The following is a 21,997-nucleotide window of genomic DNA, read 5'->3' as shown; positions in this document are numbered from 1 at the left end:
GAGCCTCCTCGCGGCGAGCGAAGCCGAGGCTCAGGGAAGGGTCAGCGCCGGAATTGCACCGGCTTCCCCCTGTACGGGCGTGGACGACGCGGCCACTCTACCGGCAGGTAGGAATCGTCCCGAGGGGTGCCCCGGGAGCGTAGATTCATGCCCATGCCAACCACGGGGAGACTGCTCGGCTCGGGCCGCACGGCCGACGTGTACGAGATCGACGAGGCCTGGGTGCTGCGCCGGGACCGGCAGGGGTGGGGCGACGCGGTCGCCGAGGCGGCGGTGATGGCGCATGTGCGCGCCCACGGCTACCCGGCCCCGGACGTCCGGCCGCCTGACTCGCCCGCCGACCTGGTGATGGAGCGGCTGGACGGGCCGACGATGCTCCAGGCGTTCGCGGGGGGCGAGCTGGACGCGGGGGAGGCGGGGGAGATGCTCGCCCGGCTGCTGCGCGCCCTGCACGCGGTGCCGGGGCGGGTCTCGGACGGCACCCGCGTCCTGCACCTCGACCTGCACCCCGACAACGTCATCCTCGTCCCCGACGGCCCGAGGGTCATCGACTGGGCGAACGCGGAGGAGGGCGACCCCGGCCTCGACTGGGGGATGTCGGCGGTGATCCTCGCCCAGGTCGCCGTGTCCGCCGAGCCGCTCGCGGCGCCGGCCCGAGCGATGCTGACGGCGCTCCTCGCCGACCCGTCCGACCTCACCGAGGAGGGGCTGGCCGAGGCGCTGCGACGACGGGCCGCCAACCCGACGATGAGCTCACAGGAGACGGAACTCCTCGCGCCGGGCGTCGAGTTGATCAGGTCGCTGACGGCGTAGCCACGTGCGGTGTCGGCCCGCCGAACGGCAGGAACAGCACCCGCCGCGCCAGCAGCCACTCGCCGTCGACCCGCCGGAACGCGTCCTCGTAGTGGCCGACCTGGACGGGCGGCCCGGCGGGGACGACGACGCCGTCGTAGCCGTCGACCCGGTGCGTCGAGAAGTACGAGACCGCGTGCGCGGAGTCCGGCCCGGTCGCCGTGACGAGGATGTTCGCCATCAGGCGGCGGGACAGCCGGTCGGCGGGACGCGAGCCGAAGTACTCCCGCAGGGCCGCGCGTCCCACGACGAGCCGCTCGCCGGCCGGCCATTCCCAACTGCCGTCCTCGGTGAACAGGTCGGCCACGGTGGCGGGTTCGCCGAGGTCGAGACGGTGGACGAAATCGATGACGAGGCGCTCGCAGGCGCGTTCGGCGAGGAGGCGTGGCACGGGGTCCATACGTCTGTGTAACAGGCGTGATCGCGGTGCGGCGACTCGGTTTACCGAGTTCACACCGCCATGTACGTCACCGGATCGCTTCCCGTCACCGCCTCCGCCCGGCCCTGTTTCACGAGTCGGCGCAGATGCGCCTCCGCCTCCGAGACCGCGATGTTGCGGGAGCCGTAGGGGATCTGGTCCCAGGGCCGGTTCCACTCCATGCGTTCGGCGACCTGCCAGGCGGTGAGCGGGGCGGAGAGGAGAGCCAGAAGACCGGTCAGGCGGTCCTCGTGGTGGGCGAGCAACTCCCGTACACGGGAGGGGGCGTCGGTGAAGGCGTGCTGGTGGGCCGGGAGGATCTCGGCGGGGCCGAGGCGGCCGACGCGTTCGAGGGAGTCCAGGTAGTCGCCGAGGGGGTCGGTGACGGTGTCGTCGTCCGGGTCCTCGTAGAGGCCGATGTGCGGGGTGATCTCCGGCAGCAGGTGGTCGCCGGAGAACAGCCGGCCGTGGCCGCCGAGCCGGGCGGGGTGTTCCTCCTCCAGGTGCAGGCAGACATGGCCCGGGGTGTGGCCGGGGGTCCAGATCGCGCGCAGCCGGCGTCCTGGCAGGTCGAGGAACTCGCCGGGGACGATCTCCCGGTCGGGGAGGGCGGGGGCCAGGCCGGGCAGCGTGCGGCGGCGGGCCTGGGCCGTGCGCAGGGGCGCGATGTGCTCCTCGGGGGCGCCGACGGCCGTGAGCTTGTCCGCCATGTACGTGTACCAGCGCTCGGGCTTCGTCCCCCTGGTCCGCCGCACGATCGCGGCGTCCGCCGCGTGCATCGCCACCCAGGCCCCGGAGGCCTCCCGCACCTTCCCGGACAGACCGTGGTGGTCGGGGTGATGGTGGGTGACGACCACCCCGTGCAGGGCCTCGACGGACGTGCCGCAGGCCGCCAGCCCGGAGGTCAGGGCCTCCCAGGCGGACGGATCGTCCCAGCCGGTGTCGATCAGCGCCGGCCCGCGGTCGGTGTCGACGACGTACACCAGGGTGTGACCGAGGGGGTTGTCGGGGATCGGCACCCGCAACGAGCGGACGCCGCCGCCGTGGTCGAACGTGCCGGTTCCGCCGCCGGGTTCGTCGCCGGGAACGCCGGTGGGTCCGTCCTGACTGCGCTTCATCTGCCCTCCGTCGCCCGACCATCGCCCACTATAACTAGAACTGGTTTCAATGGGTGCCCAAGTCGACTGTTCGTGCGAGCGGTTGAATGTGCGGTGACGTCGGCGGCATCAGCGGCATCAGCGGCATCGGTGGTGGGGGGCGGTCATGTCGCATACGTCGGACGAGCATGCGCATCAGTCGGTCAGTCGGCCTGACTGTCCGACCAGGCGGGAGTGGGCGGGGCCGGCGCTCGCGGTGCTCGGCGGCGTGGTCGAGGGGTGCGACCGGGCTGAGCTCGAGGGGCCGGGGGCGTCGGATCCGCGGATCGCGGCGTTGCAGGGGCTGCTGGCGCGACTGGAGGAGCTGATGGCGCAGGGTGGCGCGTCGGGCGGCTGATCGAGCCGGAGAACCTGCTGGTGGGGGCGGGTTCGGTGGCGGGACTGGCTTAGTGTGACCGGAACTGGTATCAGTTTCTGAAATACCGTCAGAAACGAAGGCAGTGGCCATGGCCGAGCTCGTGGAACACGGAAAGCTGTTCATCGGCGGCACGTTGACGGACCCCCTGGGCGATGCCGTCATCGAGGTGGTCTCGCCGCACACCGAGGAGGTCATCGGGCGGGTGCCGCACGCCTCGCGGGCCGATGTGGACCGTGCCGTCGCGGTCGCCCGGCAGGCCTTCGACGAGGGGCCCTGGCCCCGGCTCCCGCTCGACGAACGGATCGCGGTCGTCACCCGGATCAAGGACGGCATCCTCGCCCGTCACGAGGAGCTCGCCCGGGTGATCTCCACGGAGAACGGCTCGCCGTACTCCTGGAGCGTCCTCGCGCAGGCCCTCGGCGCGATGATGGTGTGGGACTCGGCGATCAAGGTCGCCGGCGACTTCACCTACGAGGAGCGGCGCGACGGCGTCCTCGGCAGGATCCTCGTGCGGCGCGAGCCGGTCGGCGTGGTCGCGGCCGTCGTCCCCTGGAACGTCCCGCAGTTCGTCGCCGCCGCCAAACTCGCGCCCGCGCTGCTCACCGGCTGCACGGTGATCCTCAAGCCGTCGCCGGAGACGCCGCTGGACGCGTACGTCCTCGCGGACATCGCGCGGGAGGCGGGGCTCCCGGAGGGCGTGCTGTCGATCCTCCCCGCGGACCGCGAGGTGAGCGAGTACCTGGTCGGGCATCCCGGCGTCGACAAGGTCTCCTTCACGGGTTCGGTCGCGGCCGGCAAGCGGGTCATGGAGGTCGCGTCCCGCAACCTCACCCGGGTCACCCTCGAACTGGGCGGGAAGTCGGCGGCCGTCGTCCTGCCGGACGCGGACATCGCCACCGCCGTCCCCGGGATCGTCTCGGCCGCCTGGATGAACAACGGCCAGGCCTGTGTCGCCCAGACCCGCATCCTGCTGCCCCGCTCGCGTTACGACGAGTTCGCCGACGCCTTCGCCGCCGCGGCGGCCGCGCTGGTCGTCGGCGACCCGCTGGACCCGGCGACCCAGGTCGGCCCGCTGGTGGCCGAACGCCAGCAGCGCCGCAACCTCGACTACATCCGCATCGGCCAGGAGGAGGGCGCGAAGATCCTCACGGGCGGCGGACGTCCGCCGGGCCTGGAACGCGGCTGGTACGTCGAGCCGACCCTCTTCGGCGACGTCGACAACTCCATGCGGATCGCCCGCGAGGAGATCTTCGGCCCGGTGATCTGCCTGCTGCCCTACGGCGACGAGTCCGACGCCCTGAAGATCGCCAACGACTCCGACTACGGGCTCAGCGGCAGCGTGTGGACGGCCGACGTCGAGCACGGCATCGAGATCGCCCGCCAGGTCCGCACCGGGACGTACTCCGTGAACACCTTCAGCCTCGACATGCTCGGCCCGTTCGGCGGCTACAAGAACTCCGGACTGGGGCGGGAGTTCGGGCCGGAGGGGTTCGGCGAGTACCTGGAGCACAAGATGATCCACCTGCCGGCCGGCTGGGAGGGCTGAGCTGTCATGGGCGACCGCTGGCACGTCGAGGTGGACCGCGCCCTGTGCATCGGCTCCGCCCAGTGCGTCCACCACGCGCCCGGGGGCTTCCGGCTGGACACCGCGCGGCAGTCCCATCCGGCCGACCCGGACACGGATGCCAACGAGCGGGTGCTGGCCGCGGCGGAGAGCTGTCCGGTGGAGGCGATCATGATCACGCTGGCAGGGAACGGCGAGGCGGTCTTTCCGCCCGACGAGTGAGAAAAATCCCCTTTGGGGGGTTCCATTCCGTCTTGTGTGTTCTATTCTGGTAGAGGCCTACGAGGCGAGTGAGGGAGTTCGACCGGAGTAGCCGACTCGGGCGAGACGCCGCAGGACAGGGGCATCCGCCGGGGCCGACGTCGACGGACGAACTGAGGGACCGGAAGGCCGCAGGCCAGGGCCGGACGGGAACCCCGGTCGCCTCGTAGGTCTTCTGTGTGCGCAGACTCCCCCCGGCCCGGCGGCTACGGGGGCCGGCGGCTACGGGTGCGCGCCGGGGGGCTTCGGGTCGGTCACGTCGATCAGCCGGCACACCGTCTCGATGTCGATCCGCACCTGCGCGATGGACGCGCGGCCGGAGAGCCAGGTGATCAGCGCCGAGTGCCAGGTGTGCTCGATGACGCGGACCGCGGAGAGCTGCTCGGGCGTCGGGTCGGTCAGGCCCATCGCGTCCAGGATGATCGCCGTCGTCTGACGGGACACCTGGTCGACCTCCGGCGACACGCTGCGGTCGGCGAAGGTCAGCGCGCGCACCATCGCGTCGGCCAGGTGCGGCTCACGCTGCAGGGCACGGAAGGCGCGCATCAGGGTCTCCGCGACGCGGTCGGCGGCGCTCTCGCCGGTCGGGGGCTTCTTGCGCAGCGTGCCGTGCATGTGCTCCAACTGGTCCTGCATCGTGGCGACCAGCAGATGCACCTTGGAGGGGAAGTAGCGGTAGAGCGTGCCGAGGGCGACCTGCGAGGACTCGGCGACCTCCCGCATCTGAACCGCGTCGAAGCCGCCCCGGCTGGCCAACTGCGCGCTCGCGTGCAGGATGCGGCGACGGCGCGCCTCCTGACGCTCGGTGAGAGGCGACTGCGCCGGGCGTTGTGGGGTGGCATCCGCAGACATGGGTCCCGCTCCGGTCCGTTCCGTGACGGTCGTGGTGACCGTCGGTGAGGGGGCGGTGATCATGCGGCTCGGCAGAGCGGCCGGCCGGTGCCGGTCGTGGCGTGAATCACCTGATCCACTGCGCTCAGCGCTCCTACCTGCCGGTAGATTCAGAGCCTCCCGAACGATCAAGTCTGAAACTTGTTCTAGATTAGCGTCCCGTCGTAGTCTCGCGGGACAATGCAGGCAGAAGGGGGCCCGGAGTGACCGCTGAGGCCAGTCAGGCGGGGTCCCGGCGTGACCGTGCTTCCGACGGCGAGCGACCGCTCAAGATCGCACTCCTCACCTATAAGGGGAACCCGTTCTGCGGGGGCCAGGGCGTCTACGTACGGCATCTGTCGAGGGAACTCGCCCGCCTCGGGCACAGCGTCGAGGTGATCGGCTCCCAGCCCTACCCCGTGCTCGACCCGGGCCTCGAGGACCGCCTCACCCTCACCGAACTCCCCAGCCTCGACCTCTACCGCCAGCCGGACCCTTTCCGCACCCCCGGGCGGGGTGAGTACCGGGACTGGATCGACGCCCTCGAAGTGGCGACGATGTGGACCGGCGGGTTTCCCGAGCCGCTGACGTTCTCCCTGCGCGCCCGCCGACATCTGCGCGCCCGCCGCGGGGAGTTCGACGTAGTGCACGACAACCAGACCCTGGGCTACGGGCTGTTGGGCGACGTCGGCGCGCCGCTGGTCACCACCATCCACCATCCCATCACCGTCGACCGGCAGTTGGAGCTGGACGCCGCCGAGGGTCGGGGACGACGCCTCTCGGTGCGCCGCTGGTACGCGTTCACCCGGATGCAGAAGCGGGTGGCGCGCCGGCTGCCGTCCGTGCTCACCGTCTCCGGCACCTCCCGGCAGGAGATCGCCGACCACCTCGGCGTCCGCGACGGCCGCATCCACGTCGTCCACATCGGCGCCGACACCGACCTGTTCTCGCCCGACCCGTCCGTGGCCGTCGTACCGGGCCGGATCGTGACGACGTCCAGTGCGGACGTCCCGCTCAAGGGCCTGGTCTTCCTCGTCGAGGCGCTGGCGAAGGTACGCACCGAGCATCCGCACGCCCACCTCGTCGTCGTCGGCAAGCGCCCCCAGGAGGGGCCCGTCGCCCAGGCGGTCGAGCGGTACGGCCTGGAAGGCTCCGTCGAGTTCGTCAAGGGCATCTCCGACGCCGAACTCGTCGACCTGGTGCGCTCGGCCGAGGTCGCCTGCGTGCCGTCGCTGTACGAGGGCTTCTCCCTGCCGGCCGCCGAGGCCATGGCCACGGGCACCCCGCTGCTCGCCACGACCGGCGGCGCGATCCCCGAGGTCGCCGGGCGCGACGGCGACACCTGCCTGGCCGTGCCGCCGGGCGACGCGGGCGCACTCGCCGCGGGCCTGAGCCGGCTGCTGGGCGACCCCGCCCTGCGGGCCCGGCTCGGCGCGGCGGGACGGCAACGCGTGCTGGAGCGGTTCACCTGGGCGCGGGCCGCCGAGGGGACCGTCGCCCGGTACCGCGAGGCGATAGCCGACGGCGGCCGCGCACGGGTCGCCCCGGCCGCCGACCCCCACGCCCCGGCCGCCCACGCCCCGGCCTCCGACGCCCACGCCCCGGCCGTCGTCTCCCACGACGACCCCCACGACGACCCCCACGGCACCGGTGCCCACCGCACCCCGGAAACCCACGACGACGCCGATGCCGCCGACGCTGCCGGGACCGTCGATGCGGTCGGGGCCGCCAGGACCGTCGAGGCCGTCGGGACCCCTGACGCCGCCGGAATCACTGAGGCCGCCGGAACCTCCAAGGCCGCCGGGGCCGCCGGAACCCCCGAGGCCGTGGCGACGGCCGACGTCGTATCCGAAGCATCCGATCGCGAAAGCAGGGCCACGTGCTGACCGTCGACTTCTCCCGGTTCCCGCTCGCCCCGGGCGACCGAGTCCTGGACCTCGGCTGCGGGGCCGGGCGGCACGCCTTCGAGTGCTACCGGCGCGGCGCGCAGGTCGTGGCCCTCGACCAGAACGCCGAGGAGATCCGCGAGGTCGCCAAGTGGTTCGCGGCGATGAAGGAGGCCGGCGAGGCCCCCGAGGGCGCCACCGCGACGGCCATGGAGGGCGATGCGCTGGCCCTCCCCTTCCCGGACGAGTCCTTCGACGTGGTGATCATCTCCGAGGTGATGGAGCACATCCCCGACGACAAGGGCGTACTCGCCGAGATGGTCCGGGTGTTGAGGCCCGGAGGACGGATCGCCATCACCGTCCCGCGCTACGGCCCCGAGAAGGTCTGCTGGACCCTTTCCGACGCCTACCACGAGGTCGAGGGCGGCCACATCCGCATCTACAAGGCGGACGAACTCCTCGAGAAGATCCGCGAGGCCGGCCTCAAGCCCTACGGCACCCACCACGCACACGCGCTGCACTCGCCGTACTGGTGGCTGAAGTGCGCGTTCGGCGTCGACAACGACAAGGCGCTGCCGGTGCGGGCGTACCACAAGCTGCTGGTCTGGGACATCATGAAGAAGCCGCTGGCCACCCGGGTCGCCGAGCAGGCACTCAACCCGCTGATCGGCAAGAGCTTCGTGGCCTACGCGACCAAGCCGCACCTGCCCGCGGTGGACGCGCGGTGACCACTCCCCGGACAGAGCATCTGGTCCTGCCCGGGGTCCTCACCGCCGGGCAGGCCGCCGCGACCGTCGCCGGCATCCTCGCCGCGCAGCGGGAGGACGGCGCCATCCCGTGGTTCCGGGGCCACCACCTCGACCCCTGGGACCACACCGAGGCCGCCATGGCCCTGGACGCCGCGGGCGAGCACGAGGCCGCCGCCCGCGCCTACGCCTGGCTGGCCCGGCACCAGAACGAAGACGGCTCCTGGTACGCCGCCTACGCCGACGGCGCCCACGACGACGTCACCGACCGGGGGCGCGAGACGAACTTCGTCGCCTACATAGCGGTCGGCGTCTGGCACCACTACCTCTCCACCGGGGACGACACCTTCCTCGACCGGATGTGGCCGAGCGTGTACGCGGCGATCGAGTACGTGCTGCGGCTCCAGCAGCCGGGCGGGCAGATCGGCTGGCGGCGCGACGACGACGGCACGCCCACGGCCGACGCGCTGCTCACCGGCTCCTCCTCGATCCACCAGGCGCTGCGCTGCGCGCTCGCCATCGCCGAGCAGCGCGAAGAGGCGCAGCCCGACTGGGAGTTGGCGGCCGGCACGCTGCGCCACGCGATACGACGGCACCCCGAGCGGTTCCTCGACAAGGACCGCTACTCGATGGACTGGTACTACCCCGTGCTGGGCGGCGCGTTGACCGGCGCGGAGGCGAAGTCCCGTATCGAGGCCGAGTGGGAGCGGTTCGTGGTGCCGGGCCTCGGCGTACGCTGCGTCGTGCCCAACCCGTGGGTGACGGGCGGAGAATCGGCCGAACTCGCCCTCGCGTTGTGGGCGATGGGCGAGTCCGACCGGGCGCTGGAGATCCTGCAGTCCATCCAGCACCTGCGGGACGCGGACTCGGGGCTGTACTGGACCGGGTTCGTCTTCGACGACGAGGCGATCTGGCCCCGCGAACTCACCACCTGGACCGCGGGGTCGCTGCTGCTCGCCGTCGCGGCCCTCGGCGGCCACGAGGCCACCTGCGCCGTCTTCGGCGGCGAGCAACTCCCCGCAGGACTCGAAGCGGACTGCTGCGTCTGAGGCCGCGTTCGGGAGCGGTCAGGGGCGCGGACCGCTGTGTTCAAGAGCGATCAGGGGTGCGCGGACTGGCGTCCGAGAGTGATCAGGGGTGCGCGGACTGGCTCCGAGAGCGGTCAGGAGGCGGACCGCGCTCGGGGACGTCAGTGGCGGTGGACGCGGTTCGCGATGGCGTGGCCGACGAACAGGTACACCACCGCCGCCAGACCGTAGCCGGCCACGACCCTCGCCCACGCCTCGTCGAACGTGAAGAGGTCACGGGACCAGCCGGCCAGCCAGTCGGCGGCGTGATGGACGAACTGGACTAGGTCGTTGCCCCGGTTGGCCTCCAGCAGGTACATCACGATCCACAGGCCGAGGATGACGGCCATGACGTCCGCTACCACCGCGATGACCGTTCCGGCGGAGTTGGAACCACTGCGATATCGAGACATGTTCTCCGGATTGCCGTTCGATTCCGGATGAAACCCCGGGCGGGCCAGGGCGGTCGGCGCGGCCGGCGCGGAAGCGGCCGCGTCAGGAGTTGAGTTCCGCCAGCACCCGCAGCGTCGTCGGGTCCGGTGCGACCGCCAGCAGGTCCGTCACCGGCCCCTTGCGCCACGCCTCCAGCCGCTCGGCGATGCGTTCGCGGGGGCCGACGAGGGAGATCTCGTCGGCGAAGGCGTCCGGCACGGCGAGCACGGCCTCCTCGCGGCGGCCGGCCAGGAACAGCTCCTGCACACGCCGGGCCTCCTCCTCGTAGCCCATGCGCGCCATCAGGTCGGCGTGGAAGTTGCGGGTGGCGTGGCCCATGCCGCCGATGTAGAAGCCGAGCATGGCCTTCACGCTCAACAGGCCCTCGCCGACGTCGTCGCAGACCTTGACCCGGGCCAGCGGGGCGACCCGGAAGCCCTCCGGCAGCTCCGCCATCGCCGGCCCGTACGCGTCCGGACGGTTCGGCGACCAGTACAGCGGCAGCCAGCCGTCGGCGATGCGGACCGTCTGGGCGACGTTCTTCGGCCCCTCCGCGCCCAGCAGCACCGGCAAGTCGGCGCGGAGGGGATGGGTGATGGACTTCAACGGGCGTCCGAGGCCCGTCGCGTCGGCGCCGCGGTAGGGGTGCGTGTGGAAGCGGCCGTCGAGCTCCACCGGAGCCTGCCGCCGCAGCACTTGCCGTACGACGTCCACGTACTCCCGGGTCGCCGTCAGGGGCGACTTCGGGAACGGCCGGCCGTACCAGCCCTCGACGACCTGCGGGCCGGACAGCCCGAGCCCGAGCATCACCCGCCCGCCGGAGAGGTGGTCCAGGGTCAGCGCGTGCATCGCGGTCGTGGTGGGGGAGCGGGCCGCCATCTGCGCGACCGCGGTGCCCAGCCTGATCGTCGACGTCCGAGCGGCGATCCAGGTGAGGGGGGTGAAGACGTCCGAGCCCCACGACTCCGCCGTCCACACGGAGTCGTAGCCGAGCCGTTCCGCCTCGCGGGCCAGCTCCACGTGATCGGGGGAGGGACCGCGGCCCCAGTAGCCGAGCGCCAGACCGAGCCGCATGCCCGCCTCCTGACGGTGTGTCAGACAGAGAGGGCGACTGTACGGCAACGGCCCCCCGCCCGGAAGGGCGAGGGGCCGTGCACCGGCGTGGTGCGGAGTCGTGCGGTGCGGGGCTCAGCCGCGCTGGATGCCGGAGGAGTCCCGCAGGACGCCGCGCCGGCCGTCCTGCGTCTGGGCGACGAGACCCTGGGCGCCCTGTTCGACGGCCAGGTACCAGGTGCCGGGGGCCAGTTCGGCGATCGGCGTCGGCGCGCCGTCCTCCGCGTACAGCGGACGCGGCACCGGCACGGCGAACCAGAACGGCGAGAAGTCCCCGCCGGCCGGCTGCGCCGGAGCCGGCTGACCGCCGCCGAACGACTGCGGACCCGGCTGACCCGGCTGACCCGGCTGGCCCGGCTGCGGCTGGCCGCCGAAGCCCGACGGCTGCGGGGCGCCCGGGTAGCCGTAACCGGCGGGCGGCTGCGCGCCGTACGGCTGCGGGGCCTGCGGCCGGGGCGCCGGGACGAGACCGGCCTGCAGGGCCGGGGCGAGCGGGGTGGCGACAGCGGCGGCGGCGAGGAGCAGGGTGGCGATGAGCGCCAGGATCAGGCCTGTGCCGGCGGACGGGGCGTTCGAGTTGTCGCCGCCGAAGTTGTCCAGGCCGCCGACCGGGTCGATGACGTTGGCCAGGGCGCTCCACGCGGCGAACACGGCGAACGCGACACCGAACGGGCCGAGGTCCAGGCCGGCCACCTTGCGGGGCTGCGGCAGGCTGCGGGCGACGACGATGAGCGCGGCTCCGATGAGGCCGGCCAGGACGACGCTGAGCAGGACCGGTCCGCTCGACCACAGGCTCGGGATGTCGAGGCTGCTGGGCGCGTTGTCGTACGAGTAGTTGTCCAGGAACGACGCGATGAACAGCAATACCGCTGCTCCGATCACCACGCCGTCGCCTCGAGTGAGGGAGCGGATATTCACTTCAGGTCCTTCGTCAGTCGTCTCGTCGTCGGTACACGCATGTACATAGCGGTAGAGGCGTCGCTGTCACCATGTCGCCGTCAGGCCCCGGTGTGAAGCGCGGGGGTGGCCCCTCATCGTAGGAGCGACCATATCGCCCGTACGATCGCACTGTCCGCCGGGATCAGCGCCCTGATCACTACCCGCGCAGGAAACTCACGATTCCCTCAGACATCCCCTGTGCCGCCTTCTGCCGCCAGGCGCCGCTGGTCAGCAGCGCCGCGTCCTTGGTATCGCGCATGTTGCCGCACTCGATGAACACCTTCGGAACCGTTGACAGATTGAGACCGCCCAGGTCCTCACGCGTGACGAGACCGGTGCCGTCGCCGACGTAGTTGGACGGCGACGTGCCCGTGGAACGGGCGAAGTCGCCGGCGATCAGCTTTCCCAGCTCCTTCGACGGGGCGACGACGGCCCGGGTGTCCGCCAGGCCCTCGTGCACCGCGCCCGGCAGGATCACGTGGAAGCCGCGCTGCCCGGCCCCGGCGCCGTCCGCGTGGATCGAGACGACCGCGTCGGCGTGCGCCGCGTTGCCGATCCGGGCGCGCTCGTCGACGCAGGGGCCGAACGGCCGGTCCGCGTCCTGCGTCAGCTTCACCGTGGCGCCCTGCTCCTGGAGCAGCGTGCGCAGCCGGTGCGCCACGTCCAGCGTGAACTTCGCCTCGCTGTAACCGGCGTTCGTGGACGTGCCCGTGGTGTCGCACTCCTTCCGGTTGGTGCCGATGTCCACCTTGCGGTTGATCTCGGAGGCGTGCTCCGCGTTGGCGGGGTTGTGCCCGGGGTCGATGACGACGACCTTGCCCTCGAGGGGGGCGGCGGCCCGGCTCGGCGACGCGGCGAGCGTGCCGGACTTCGCGTCCCCGCCGGCCGGTACCGTGGCGCCGGCGCTCGAGGAGGCGCCGGCCCCGGCCGCCCCGGCTCCCGCGTCCGCACTCCCCGAGGCGCCCAGCGCCTCGTACGCCAGCCAGCCCACCAGCGCCCCGGGCACCAGCAACGCCAACGCCACCGTCAGCGGACGCCGCAGGCGGGAACGCCGGGGCTGCGGGGAGTCGAAGGAGCCGGACGGCCCGAAGGCGTCCGCCGGGCCGGAGGCATCGGAGCCGGAGGGGTCGGAGTGCGGGCCTGGGTACGACACGCCCGCCACCCTAGCGGCCCCTCCAGGCGAGCGCCGCGAGCAGCTGGGCGGGGGAGCGGTGCGGGGGGTTCTCCGGGCACGGGCGGCGCCGGCGGTTCTCCGGTCAAGAGAAGACAAAGAAATCGTTAGTACGCCGAAGCATCGGAATAGTTGCCCGTGCATACAGGTTCAGCTCCCATGTAATCGCCGAACCACCGCCCGGAGGCACCCCCTCATGACGCACACGACGACCGACCGGCCCACTCGCGAAACGAGCGGAGCCGTGGTCCCGGTCCTCGCCTTCGCGGGCATCGTGGTCGCGGTGATGCAGACCCTGCTGGTCCCGGTCATCAAGGACCTGCCCCAACTGCTGGGCACCTCGCCCGGCAACGCCACCTGGGTTCTGACCTCGACCCTGCTCTCCGGCGCCGTGGCCACCCCGATCATGGGCCGCCTCGGCGACCTGTACGGCAAGCGCCGCCTGCTCATCGCCAGCCTCGCCGTCATGGTCGTCGGCGCCCTGGTCAGCGCGCTCACCAGCGACCTGGTCACGATGATCGCCGGCCGCACCCTCCAGGGCTTCGCCATGGGCGCGATCCCCCTCGGCATCGGCCTGATGCGGGACATGCTGCCGCGCGAGAAGCTCGGCTCGGCGATGGCCCTGATGAGCTCCTCGATCGGCGTCGGCGGCGGCCTCGCCCTGCCCCTCGCGGCCCTGATCGCCCAGAACGCCGACTGGCACGCCCTGTTCTACGGCGCCGCCGGCCTCGGCGCGCTCGCCATCGTCCTCACCCTCCTCGTCGTCCCGGAGTCCCCCGCGCGCGCGGAAGGCACCTTCGACGTCCTCGGCGCGATCGGCCTCTCCGCCGGCCTCGTCCTCTTCCTGCTGCCCATCACCAAGGGCAGCGACTGGGGCTGGACCTCCGGCACCACCCTCGGACTGTTCGCCGCCGCAGCCTTCGTCCTCGTCCTGTGGGGGGTCATGGAGCTGCGCGTGAAGGCCCCGCTGGTGGACCTGCGCACCACGGCCCGCCCGGCCGTCCTCTTCACCAACCTGGCCTCGATCATGGTCGGCGTCTCGTTCTACGTCGTCTCCCTGGTCCTGCCGCAGCTGCTCCAGCTGCCGAAGGCCACCGGCTACGGACTCGGCCAGTCGATGGTCGTCGCCGGCCTGCTCGTCGCACCGCTCGGCCTGACGATGATGGTCACCGCGCCCGTCTACGCCCGGCTGTCCGCCAAGTACGGCCCCAAATTCACCCTGATCCTCGGCATGCTGATCATCGCGATCGGCTACGGCGCCGGCCTCGGCCTGATGAGCGCCGCCTGGCAGAGCCTCGTCATCGCGGTCGTCCTCGGCGCGGGCATCGGCCTCGCCTACTCCTCGCTGCCCGCGCTGATCGTCGGCGCGGTCCCGGCCTCCGAGACCGGCGCCGCCAACGGCCTCAACACCCTCATGCGGTCCATCGGGACGTCCGTGTCGAGCGCCGTCATCGGCATGGTGCTGGCCAACACCGCGAACGACGTCGGCGGCGTCGCCGTGCCGACCATGCACGGCTTCCGCGTCTCCTTCCTGATCGCCACCGCCGCGGTCGCGATCGGCCTGGTCCTCGCGCTGTTCCTGCCCCGGCAGCAGCGCCCGTCCGGCGCGTCGCAGCTGCGCGCCAGCAGCGAGGAGGACGCCAACCTGGAGCGCGCCGAGGAGGCCCTGCGGGGCTTCCGCGGACGGGTCCTGGACGCCCACGGCGTCCCGGTCGCCCGGGCCAGCGTCACCCTCATCGACCGCCGAGGCCGTCAGGCCGGCGCCACCCTCTCGGAGCCGGACGGCAGCTACGCCCTCGCCGTCCCGGCCCAGGGGCCCTACGTCCTCGCCGCGAAGGCCGCGGGCCACGGCCCCCTGGCCAGCTCCGCGACCCACACGGGCGACGCCCGCCCGGTCGACCTGGACCTGGCCCTCCCGGGCGAGACCGTCACGGTCTGACCCCCGCCCGCCCGCGTGGGCACGCCGGCGCTTCGGCGCACGCATCCTCCGCACCTCCTGTCGCGCTGTCGACGGGGGTGCGGTCAGAGGGTGCGGCGGCGGTCGTGGAGCCCTCCCGCCGTTACCGCATCCCGTCGTTTCCGCACCCCCGGTCACCGGCTTCATCCGGGGTGGGGCAGCATGGGTGAGCTCGTTCGCTCGCTTGTTTGTTCGCTCGTTCGTTCGCCCGTCGGAAGGACCCCCATGCCCGCGGTGCCCCAGCCCGAGATCCTCGCCGCGTTCGAGGCGGCGAAGGGGTTCATGCCGGTCGACGAGGGGCTCGCGCTGTACGCCGCCGCCGTCGAGGCGGGGGCGCTCGGGCTGCCGCTGCTGGAGATCGGCACGTACTGCGGGCGCTCCGCGATCCTGCTCGCGGACGCGGCCCGCCGGGCCGGGGTCAGCGCGCTCACCCTCGACCACCACCGGGGCAGCGAGGAGCAGCAGCCCGGCTGGGAGTACCACGACCCGGAGACCGTCGATCCCGAGATCGGCCTCATGGACACACTGCCGGCCTTCCGCCGCACCCTGCACCGGGCCGGTCTGGAGGAGCACGTCGTCGCGCTGGTCGGACGGTCGCCGCAGATCGCCGCGTTCTGGAACACGCCCCTCTGCCTGGTCTTCGTCGACGGCGGCCACACCGACGAGCACGCCGGCTCCGACTACGAGGGCTGGGCGCCGCACGTCGCCGAGGGCGGGCTCCTCGTCATCCACGACGTCTTCCCCGACCCGGCCGACGAGTTCACCGGCCAGGCCCCCTACCGCGTCTACCTGCGCGCCCTGGCGTCCGGGGCCTTCACGGAGGTCTCGGACACCGGCTCACTGCGGGTCCTGCGTCGGACGGGCAAGGGGATCTGAGAGCCGGGCCCCCGGTGCGGGGGCCGTGTTCAGGACACGGTCGCCTGCCGGCGGCGGCGCCCGTACGCGGCGGCGGCCAGGAGGACGACGGTCAGTGCGCCCGCGGCCCAGGCCCAGGCGTACCGGTGCGGCGGGGCCGGTGAGGCGTCGAGCGGGATGACGGCGACGTCGTTGGCCGGGGTGCGGTCGTACGGGTTGTCCGTGCGGATGACGCCCTGCGCGCCCGCGACCTGCCGGTCGATACGGATGTGGAAGTCGATGGCGGTCGTGCCGCCTATGCGCCGCACCTCGTGGAACTGGTCGCGGCCGATCTCGCAGACGAACGCCCCGCCGGGCTTCTCCGGCCGGTCGCAGGCCCACTTCCCGCCGTCCTCCTCGAAGCGGTACGGGACGGAGGTGACCGTGGTGCCCTGTGGCGGGACCACCTCGAACCGGCCCGGTTCCTCGTCGCCCGTCATCCGGCCGGGGCCGAGGTCCTCCAGCCCGAGCCGTACGTGCACGGTGTCGCCGACGCGCCCCCGGACGGTCGCGGTGACCGGACGGTAGTCGACCTGCACGGTGGTGGTCACGGCGACGCTGCCCTCGCTGTCGCCGAAGTTCTGGGCCGGGGTGCGGACCAGGCCGAGCGGGGGGCCGGTGCCGCGCACCGTGTGACCGGCGGGGCGGGACGGGGCCGACGACCAGGTGTAGGTCACCTCGCCGGTCAGCGTCCTGGGCCCGGTGACCGTGTAGACCAGCGAGGCGTCGGAGGCGTACGAGGTGCCCGGCGCGGCCTTCGTGGGGAACGTGCACCATGCGGAGGTGGGCGCGGATCCCGCGTAGAAACAGTTGCTGTGCAGGGCGGTGAGCGTCAGTCCGTCCGACGCGTCGACCTTGAGGGCGACGCCTTGTTCCGCCGGGAAACGGGTGTTGTTGGACAGCCGGGCCGTTACCCTCGCGGACTTCCCCGGCGCCAGCCCGCTCACGCTCTTCTCCCGTCCGGGCGCGGAAAGCCTCGGCCCGCCGACGGTCATCCGGGTGGTGCCGGTGATGGTGGGCGCGTTGTCGGCGGTCGCGGTGTACGTCACCGTCCCGCTGTCGCCCGGCTCGACGCCGTCCACCCCGCCGAGGGAGAGGGGGGAGTAGCTCTCTCCGTCGCCGTTCTGCAGGTCGCCGTACACGCAGGTGAAGACCGTCCCCTCGGCCTCGCACATGCGCGTGTCACCGACCGTGGCGACACCCGCCAGCCCCGACGCGTCGACGACGACCCTGACGTTGCGGGCCGGTTCGGCGCCCTCGCTCGGCTCGACGTAGACCGGGACGACGAAGTCGTCGTTCGAGGCCCCGGCCCCTTCGTCGGCGCTGTACATGACGTAGGTCCCCACGGTCTCGAACCGCATCGCGACCTGCCCGGACGCCTCGGCAGCGACGGCTGCGGGCGCGACGGGGGGCGCCACCGTCGTGGGGACCACTGCTGTGGCGAACACCGTCGGGGTGAACACCGCAGTGAGAAACGCCGCCGGGACCGCCGTACACCCGAGGATCCGTATCGGTAAGGACATGCGGGCACTATGCCAGCGGCCGTCCGGATCTCAGAGCCAGCCCTGCTGGCGGGCCTCGCGCATGGCCTCCATGCGGTTGCGGGTGCCCGTCTTGCCGATGGCGGAGGAGAGGTAGTTGCGGACCGTGGACTCCGACAGGTGCAGCCTGGCCGCGATGTCGGCGACCGTCGCACCGTCGACGGACGCGTTCAGGACGTCGCGCTCGCGGGCGGTGAGCGGGTTCGGGCCGGCGCCCAGCGCGGCCGCGGCGAGCGCCGGGTCCACGACCGTCTCGCCCGCCAGCACCCGGCGGATCGCCTCCGCCAGCTCCTCCACCGGGCCGTCCTTGACCAGGAACCCGGCGGCACCGGCCTCCATGGCGCGGCGCAGATAGCCGGGCCGGCCGAACGTGGTCAGGATCAGCACCCGGCAGTCGGGCGTCTGCTCGCGCAGCTCGGCGGCGGCGTCCAGGCCGCTGATGCCGGGCAGTTCGATGTCGAGGAGGGCGACGTCCGGGCGGTGGAGCAGGGCCGCCTCCACGATCCGGTCGCCCGCGCCGACCTGGGCGACCACCTCGATGTCGGCCTCCAGGCCCAGCAGCAGTGCCAGCGCCCCGCGCATCATGCCCTGGTCCTCGGCGAGCAGCACCCGGATGGACTTGGCGGGGCGTCGGTCACGGGGCATCTCGTTCACGGGCCCACCCGGAATCTCGGTCACGGCCCCAGGTTAGGGCCGCCGACCACCGACCGCGTCCCGCGCGGGAGCTCGGGCGCGACGGACGTCCGAACACCCTCGCCGGACCTCGGGCTCTCGCCGTCCTCCGCGCCCCCGTCGGCGTCCGTGGCCGTGTCGGTGTCCGTGTTCGTGTTCGTGTCCGCCAGGGTGTCCCCGTCCGCGTCCGCCCTGGCGTCCGCCGGGAGCTCCGCGGTGACCTGGAAGCCGCCGCGCGGTCCCCGGCCCGCTGTCAGTGAGCCGCCCGCCGCCGTCAGACGCTCGCGCAGACCGGTCAGTCCGGTGCCGCCGCGTGCGCGGCAGTCCTCGACGTCCACGTCCTTGTCCACCTCCACGTCCACGCCCACGTCCTTGTTCTCGTCCTCGTCCTTGCCGAGCCCGAGCCCGAGCCCGACCCCGTCGTCCGTCACCGTCAGCCGGACCCGATCCGGGGTGCGGGACACGGTGATCGCACACCGGGCGGCCTCGCTGTGCCGGACGACGTTGGTGACCGCCTCGCGCACCACCCAGCCCAGCAGGGCCGCGGTCTGCGGCTCCAGCGGCGGCCCGGAGCGGTTCACCGTCGGTTCGACGCCCGCCGCCGTCAGGGCCGAGCGGGCCTGCTCCAGCTCGGTGGCCAGGCTGCCCTCGCGGTAGCCGGTGACCGCCTCGCGGATCTCGGTCAGCGCCTGACGGCCGACCGCCTCGATGTCCGTGACCTGGGAGAGCGCCGCGTCGATGTCGCGCGGCGCCAGCCGTCTGGCCGCCTCCGACTTCACCACGATCACGGAGAGGGTGTGGCCGAGCAGATCGTGCAGATCACGGGAGAACCGCAGCCGTTCCTCCTCCACCGCCCGCCGGGCCAGCTCCTCGCGGGCGGCGCGCAGCTCCCGCACCGCCTCGGAGAGGGACAGGATCGCGGCCGTGACCATCGTCGAGATCCAGGTGGCGTAGGCGATGGTGAGCGCGCCCCAGCCGTCGTGGACGGAGGAGACCACACCCGCCAGGACGGCCAAGGCGGTGCCGAGAGCGCGCAGCCGGCCTCCGCGCATGACCGCGCCCGTCGCGAGGCCCAGCAGCGGGAAGAAGAGGAGCCAGTTGCCGCCGTAGCCGAGGGCGAGTGCGCAGGTCACGAGGCCCAGCAGGACCAGCGCCACCCGCGTGGACACCGCGTCGCGGGTCTGCCGCGTGAAGGCGCGGAAGGCGACGTAGATGTAGAGGGAGTTGAACGTCAGCAGCCCGAGGCCGCCGATCCACGGGTTGGGCGTCTCGCCCTGGAAGAGGTGGGAGATCGCGCCCATCCCCATCAGCAGCCAGGGCAGCAGGGAGAAGCCGTTGGGCGGCGGACCGGGGTCCTCGGGGACGTGCCCGGCCTTGCGGGCGGCCTTCAGCTCGGCCTTGTGGCGGTTCTTGTCCTCCTTCCAGCACCGCTGCCGCTCGCGCCCCGTCCGCACCGCCGAGCGCCAGGCCGCCGTCCGGCGGGCGAGTGCGTGCGGCCACTGCGCCGATGATCTCGTCATGGTGGTGTCCCCCGATTCGCTGGTTTCCGTATGCCGTAAGCCGTAAGCCGTAAGCCGTAAGCCGTAAGCCGTGGTCCGTGGTCCGTGGTCCGCAATACGTGGTCCGTGGTCCGTGGTCCGTGGTGTCGCCCGTTCCACCGGGTCGGGCCTGTCTTCGACGCTACGTTTCCCGGGCCGCCGGCGGGAGAGCCGGATGTACGGACCGGGGCGGGACAAATGTCATCGGTCGCCGCGGCCGACATGTCGGCGGTACTGCTGCGCTCGGCGCGCACCGGACCCCTCATCTGACATACCGTCAGGTGTCTTCACAACTCCGGAGGCCTGGGCTATACAGGGGGTCGCCGCGCTGGAACGCGTTCTAGATCTGCTCGCTCGGGCGGGTTCCGCGGCCCCGTGACGACCTCGGTGCGGCCGATCGGTGCGGACGGCCGTGCCGAGGTCTTCGAACGGTGAGATCGAACCAGCCCGATCCGAACGATCAGGAGCTCCATGCCCATCGACGCAGCCAAGGCGCTCGCCGCCGAACCCCGGACCGGCGAGATCGCCTGGGACCGCCGGGACGTCCAGCTGTACCACCTCGGCATCGGCGCGGGCGTCCCGGCCACCGACCCCGACGAACTGCGCTACACGCTGGAGTCCCGGCTGCACGTCCTGCCGAGCTTCGCCACCGTCGCGGGCTCGGGCTCACCCGGCGTGATCAGCTCGCTGTCCATGCCCGGCGTCGAGGTCGACCTCGCCCGGGTCCTGCACGGCGGCCAGCGCCTGGAGATCCACCGGGCCATCCCGGCCGAGGGCAGGGCCACCGCCACCGGACGCATCGCCGCCGTCTACGACAAGGGCAGCGCCGCCGTCCTCGTCATGCGCACCGAGGTCGCCGACGCGGACGGGCCGCTGTGGACCAACGACGCCCAGATCTTCGTCCGCGGCGAGGGCGGCTGGGGCGGGGAACGCGGCCCGTCCGCCCGGCTCGAGCCGCCCGCCGGTGAGCCCGACAGGACGCTCGAGCGGTCCCTGCGCGAGGACCAGGCGCTCCTCTACCGCCTTTCCGGCGACTACAACCCGCTGCACGCCGACCCCGAGTTCGCAAAGCTCGCCGGGTTCGACCGGCCCATCCTGCACGGCCTGTGCACCTACGGCGTCACGCTGAAGGCGGTCGTCGACACCCTGCTCGACGGCGACGTCGGCCGGGTCCGCTCCTACGCCACGCGGTTCGCCGGGGTGGTGTACCCCGGCGAGACGCTGCGCATCCGGATGTGGCGCGGGGAGGGCGAGGTGCGGGCGGCGGTGAGCGCGGTCGAGCGGGACGACGCGGCGGTCCTCGCCGACACCGTCGTCCAGCACTTCTAGAACCGCCCTGCACCTGCCGAAACACCGACCGCAGAGCACCCGCCCGTCGCACAGCCGGCGATCCGCCCGTCGCACATAAGGGAATTGCCCGTCAGAACACCGCCCGTCACACCGCCCGTCAGGGGTCCGAGGGGAGCCGCACCATGCGCGCAGCCGTACTGCACGAGATCGGCCAGGACAAGCTGGAGGTCCACGACGACGTCGAGGCGGTGGGCTTCGGCCCCGGACGGGTCAGGATCCGGGTACGGGCCACCGGGCTGTGCCACTCGGACCTCTCCGCGATGGGCGGCGTGCTCCCCCAGCCCGCGCCCTTCGTGCCCGGCCACGAAGGCGCGGGCGAAGTGCTGGAGGTCGGCGAGGGCGTCACCCGGGTGAAGCCGGGCGACCGGGTGGTGGTCTGCTGGCTGCCGGCCTGCGGGGCCTGCCCGGCCTGCAAGCGCGGCCAGACCCAACTGTGCCTGGCCGGCTTCATGAACGCGGGCACCCCCAACTTCCGCCGCCCGGGCGGCGACGTGTTCGGCTTCGCCGGCACCGGGACCTTCGCCGAGGAGGTCGTGGTCGACGCCGGCTGCGCGGTCCCGATCCCCGACGACGTCCCCTTCGACATCGCCGCCCTGATCGGATGCGGCGTGACCACGGGACTCGGCGCCGCTCTCAACACAGCGGACGTGGAAGCGGGTTCGTCGGTCGCCGTCATCGGCTGCGGAGGCGTCGGCGTCTCCGCGATCCAGGGCGCGCGGCTCAAGGGCGCCGCCGAGATCGTCGCCGTCGACCCGGTCGCCGCCCGCCGGGAGGCCGCCCTGCGGTTCGGCGCCACCAAGGCCGTCTCGCCTGACGAGCTGCCCGACGCGAAGCAGCAGGTCACCGGGGGCGAGGGGTTCGACTACGTCTTCGAGGTCGTCGGCCGCTCCGCCACCGCCCGCTCCGCCTACGAGAACACCCGGCGCGGCGGCACCCTCGTCGTCGTCGGCGCGGGCGCCCTGGACGACTACCTCCAGCTCAGCATGTTCGAGCTGTTCTTCGACGAGAAGCGGATCCTGCCCTCGATGTACGGCGGCGGCGACGTCCTGCGCTCCTACGAGCGGACGATCGCCCTGTGGCGGGCCGGCCGCATCGACCTCGGGGGCCTGATCACCCACCGTGTGGCGCTCACCGAGATCAATGAGGCGCTGGACCAGATGCGTACCGGGGCGGCGCTCCGTACGTGCATCGAGATCTGAGAGGCGGCCGTC

Annotated in this window: 21 protein-coding genes; 11 read left to right on the top strand and 10 right to left on the bottom strand. The window is 72.6% G+C overall.

Annotated elements, in window-relative coordinates; all coding sequences use genetic code 11:
• The first annotated feature begins 153 nt into the window (after positions 1 to 153).
• Positions 154 to 813, top strand: coding sequence for a phosphotransferase (locus QA802_RS13345; RefSeq protein ID WP_334521641.1), 660 nt, complete (start codon positions 154 to 156; stop codon positions 811 to 813).
• Here QA802_RS13345 and QA802_RS13340 read toward each other — a convergent pair.
• Complete coding sequence (locus tag QA802_RS13340; protein ID WP_334521638.1) at positions 794 to 1,252, bottom strand: nuclear transport factor 2 family protein; 459 nt, start codon at positions 1,250 to 1,252, stop codon at positions 794 to 796. The two genes, QA802_RS13345 and QA802_RS13340, sit on opposite strands and share 20 nt — an antisense overlap.
• Positions 1,253 to 1,302: 50 nt before the next feature.
• Positions 1,303 to 2,388, bottom strand: coding sequence for a Strvi_7410 family MBL fold metallo-hydrolase (locus QA802_RS13335; protein WP_334521635.1), 1,086 nt, complete (start codon positions 2,386 to 2,388; stop codon positions 1,303 to 1,305).
• 145 nt (positions 2,389 to 2,533) lie between these two features.
• On the opposite strand from QA802_RS13335, the gene QA802_RS13330 reads away from it, so the two are divergent.
• The 3 genes from QA802_RS13330 (at position 2,534) to QA802_RS13320 (ending at position 4,571) form a co-directional block, all read left to right on the top strand.
• Positions 2,534 to 2,764, top strand: a complete 231-nt coding sequence (locus QA802_RS13330) for a hypothetical protein (protein WP_334521633.1) — start codon at positions 2,534 to 2,536, stop codon at positions 2,762 to 2,764.
• A 109-nt stretch (positions 2,765 to 2,873) separates the two neighbouring features.
• Positions 2,874 to 4,331 carry an aldehyde dehydrogenase gene (locus QA802_RS13325; RefSeq protein WP_334521630.1) on the top strand — a complete coding sequence of 486 codons (1,458 nt, stop codon included), beginning with the start codon at positions 2,874 to 2,876 and terminating at the stop codon, positions 4,329 to 4,331.
• Between the two features lie 6 nt (positions 4,332 to 4,337).
• On the top strand, positions 4,338 to 4,571 hold the full coding sequence (locus QA802_RS13320) for a ferredoxin (RefSeq protein ID WP_319169700.1): 234 nt from the start codon (positions 4,338 to 4,340) through the stop codon (positions 4,569 to 4,571).
• 261 nt (positions 4,572 to 4,832) lie between these two features.
• On the opposite strand, the gene QA802_RS13315 is transcribed toward QA802_RS13320, so the two are convergent.
• Positions 4,833 to 5,462, bottom strand: coding sequence for a TetR family transcriptional regulator (locus QA802_RS13315; RefSeq protein ID WP_319169699.1), 630 nt, complete (start codon positions 5,460 to 5,462; stop codon positions 4,833 to 4,835).
• 242 nt (positions 5,463 to 5,704) lie between these two features.
• Here QA802_RS13315 and QA802_RS13310 point away from each other — a divergent pair, with 242 nt between their 5' ends.
• The 3 genes from QA802_RS13310 to QA802_RS13300 are packed head-to-tail and all read left to right on the top strand — an operon-like array spanning position 5,705 to position 9,161.
• Positions 5,705 to 7,366 carry a glycosyltransferase family 4 protein gene (locus QA802_RS13310; protein ID WP_334521624.1) on the top strand — a complete coding sequence of 554 codons (1,662 nt, stop codon included), beginning with the start codon at positions 5,705 to 5,707 and terminating at the stop codon, positions 7,364 to 7,366.
• Positions 7,360 to 8,094: a class I SAM-dependent methyltransferase gene (locus QA802_RS13305; protein WP_306952842.1), complete on the top strand. Its 735-nt coding sequence runs from the start codon at positions 7,360 to 7,362 to the stop codon at positions 8,092 to 8,094. Before QA802_RS13310 ends, QA802_RS13305 begins: the two co-directional genes overlap by 7 nt.
• Positions 8,091 to 9,161 carry a prenyltransferase/squalene oxidase repeat-containing protein gene (locus tag QA802_RS13300; protein WP_334521618.1) on the top strand — a complete coding sequence of 357 codons (1,071 nt, stop codon included), beginning with the start codon at positions 8,091 to 8,093 and terminating at the stop codon, positions 9,159 to 9,161. Before QA802_RS13305 ends, QA802_RS13300 begins: the two co-directional genes overlap by 4 nt.
• Before the next feature lie 140 nt (positions 9,162 to 9,301).
• On the opposite strand, the gene QA802_RS13295 is transcribed toward QA802_RS13300, so the two are convergent.
• From QA802_RS13295 to QA802_RS13280, 4 genes are all read right to left on the bottom strand, one after another.
• Positions 9,302 to 9,592 (bottom strand): hypothetical protein, encoded by a 291-nt coding sequence (locus QA802_RS13295; protein WP_319169696.1) that lies wholly within the window; start codon positions 9,590 to 9,592, stop codon positions 9,302 to 9,304.
• 82 nt (positions 9,593 to 9,674) lie between these two features.
• Entirely contained in the window at positions 9,675 to 10,685 is a 1,011-nt protein-coding gene (locus tag QA802_RS13290; protein ID WP_334521614.1) for an LLM class F420-dependent oxidoreductase, read from the bottom strand.
• 114 nt (positions 10,686 to 10,799) lie between these two features.
• Positions 10,800 to 11,642: a DUF5336 domain-containing protein gene (locus QA802_RS13285; protein ID WP_334521611.1), complete on the bottom strand. Its 843-nt coding sequence runs from the start codon at positions 11,640 to 11,642 to the stop codon at positions 10,800 to 10,802.
• Positions 11,643 to 11,820: 178 nt separating this feature from the next.
• The gene (locus QA802_RS13280) at positions 11,821 to 12,816 is read right to left on the bottom strand and encodes an N-acetylmuramoyl-L-alanine amidase (protein ID WP_443042103.1); all 996 of its coding nucleotides are present in this window, start codon (positions 12,814 to 12,816) and stop codon (positions 11,821 to 11,823) included.
• Between the two features lie 214 nt (positions 12,817 to 13,030).
• On the opposite strand from QA802_RS13280, the gene QA802_RS13275 reads away from it, so the two are divergent.
• Entirely contained in the window at positions 13,031 to 14,773 is a 1,743-nt protein-coding gene (locus QA802_RS13275; RefSeq protein WP_334521608.1) for an MFS transporter, read from the top strand.
• A gap of 243 nt (positions 14,774 to 15,016) precedes the next feature.
• Positions 15,017 to 15,667 (top strand): class I SAM-dependent methyltransferase, encoded by a 651-nt coding sequence (locus tag QA802_RS13270; protein ID WP_334521605.1) that lies wholly within the window; start codon positions 15,017 to 15,019, stop codon positions 15,665 to 15,667.
• 29 nt (positions 15,668 to 15,696) lie between these two features.
• Here QA802_RS13270 and QA802_RS13265 read toward each other — a convergent pair whose 3' ends face one another.
• From QA802_RS13265 to QA802_RS13255, 3 genes are read right to left on the bottom strand one after another with little or no spacing between them, the layout of a single operon-like run.
• A complete protein-coding gene (locus QA802_RS13265) occupies positions 15,697 to 17,208 on the bottom strand; it encodes a hypothetical protein (protein WP_334521602.1) in 1,512 nt (503 codons plus the stop codon).
• A 30-nt stretch (positions 17,209 to 17,238) separates the two neighbouring features.
• Entirely contained in the window at positions 17,239 to 17,871 is a 633-nt protein-coding gene (locus QA802_RS13260) for a response regulator (RefSeq protein WP_334534586.1), read from the bottom strand.
• 29 nt (positions 17,872 to 17,900) lie between these two features.
• The gene (locus QA802_RS13255) at positions 17,901 to 19,418 is read right to left on the bottom strand and encodes an ATP-binding protein (RefSeq protein ID WP_334521599.1); all 1,518 of its coding nucleotides are present in this window, start codon (positions 19,416 to 19,418) and stop codon (positions 17,901 to 17,903) included.
• 489 nt (positions 19,419 to 19,907) lie between these two features.
• Here QA802_RS13255 and chsH3 point away from each other — a divergent pair, with 489 nt between their 5' ends.
• Together chsH3 and QA802_RS13245 are read left to right on the top strand one after the other, a co-directional pair.
• Complete coding sequence (gene chsH3 / locus QA802_RS13250; protein ID WP_334521597.1) at positions 19,908 to 20,765, top strand: enoyl-CoA hydratase ChsH3; 858 nt, start codon at positions 19,908 to 19,910, stop codon at positions 20,763 to 20,765.
• A 143-nt stretch (positions 20,766 to 20,908) separates the two neighbouring features.
• Positions 20,909 to 21,985, top strand: coding sequence for a Zn-dependent alcohol dehydrogenase (locus QA802_RS13245; protein ID WP_334521594.1), 1,077 nt, complete (start codon positions 20,909 to 20,911; stop codon positions 21,983 to 21,985).
• The last annotated feature ends 12 nt before the right edge of the window (positions 21,986 to 21,997 follow it).

The organism is Streptomyces sp. B21-105, assembly GCF_036898465.1.
In the GTDB taxonomy this organism is placed as follows: domain Bacteria; phylum Actinomycetota; class Actinomycetes; order Streptomycetales; family Streptomycetaceae; genus Streptomyces.
This window is presented reverse-complemented; position numbering and strand designations above follow the sequence as displayed.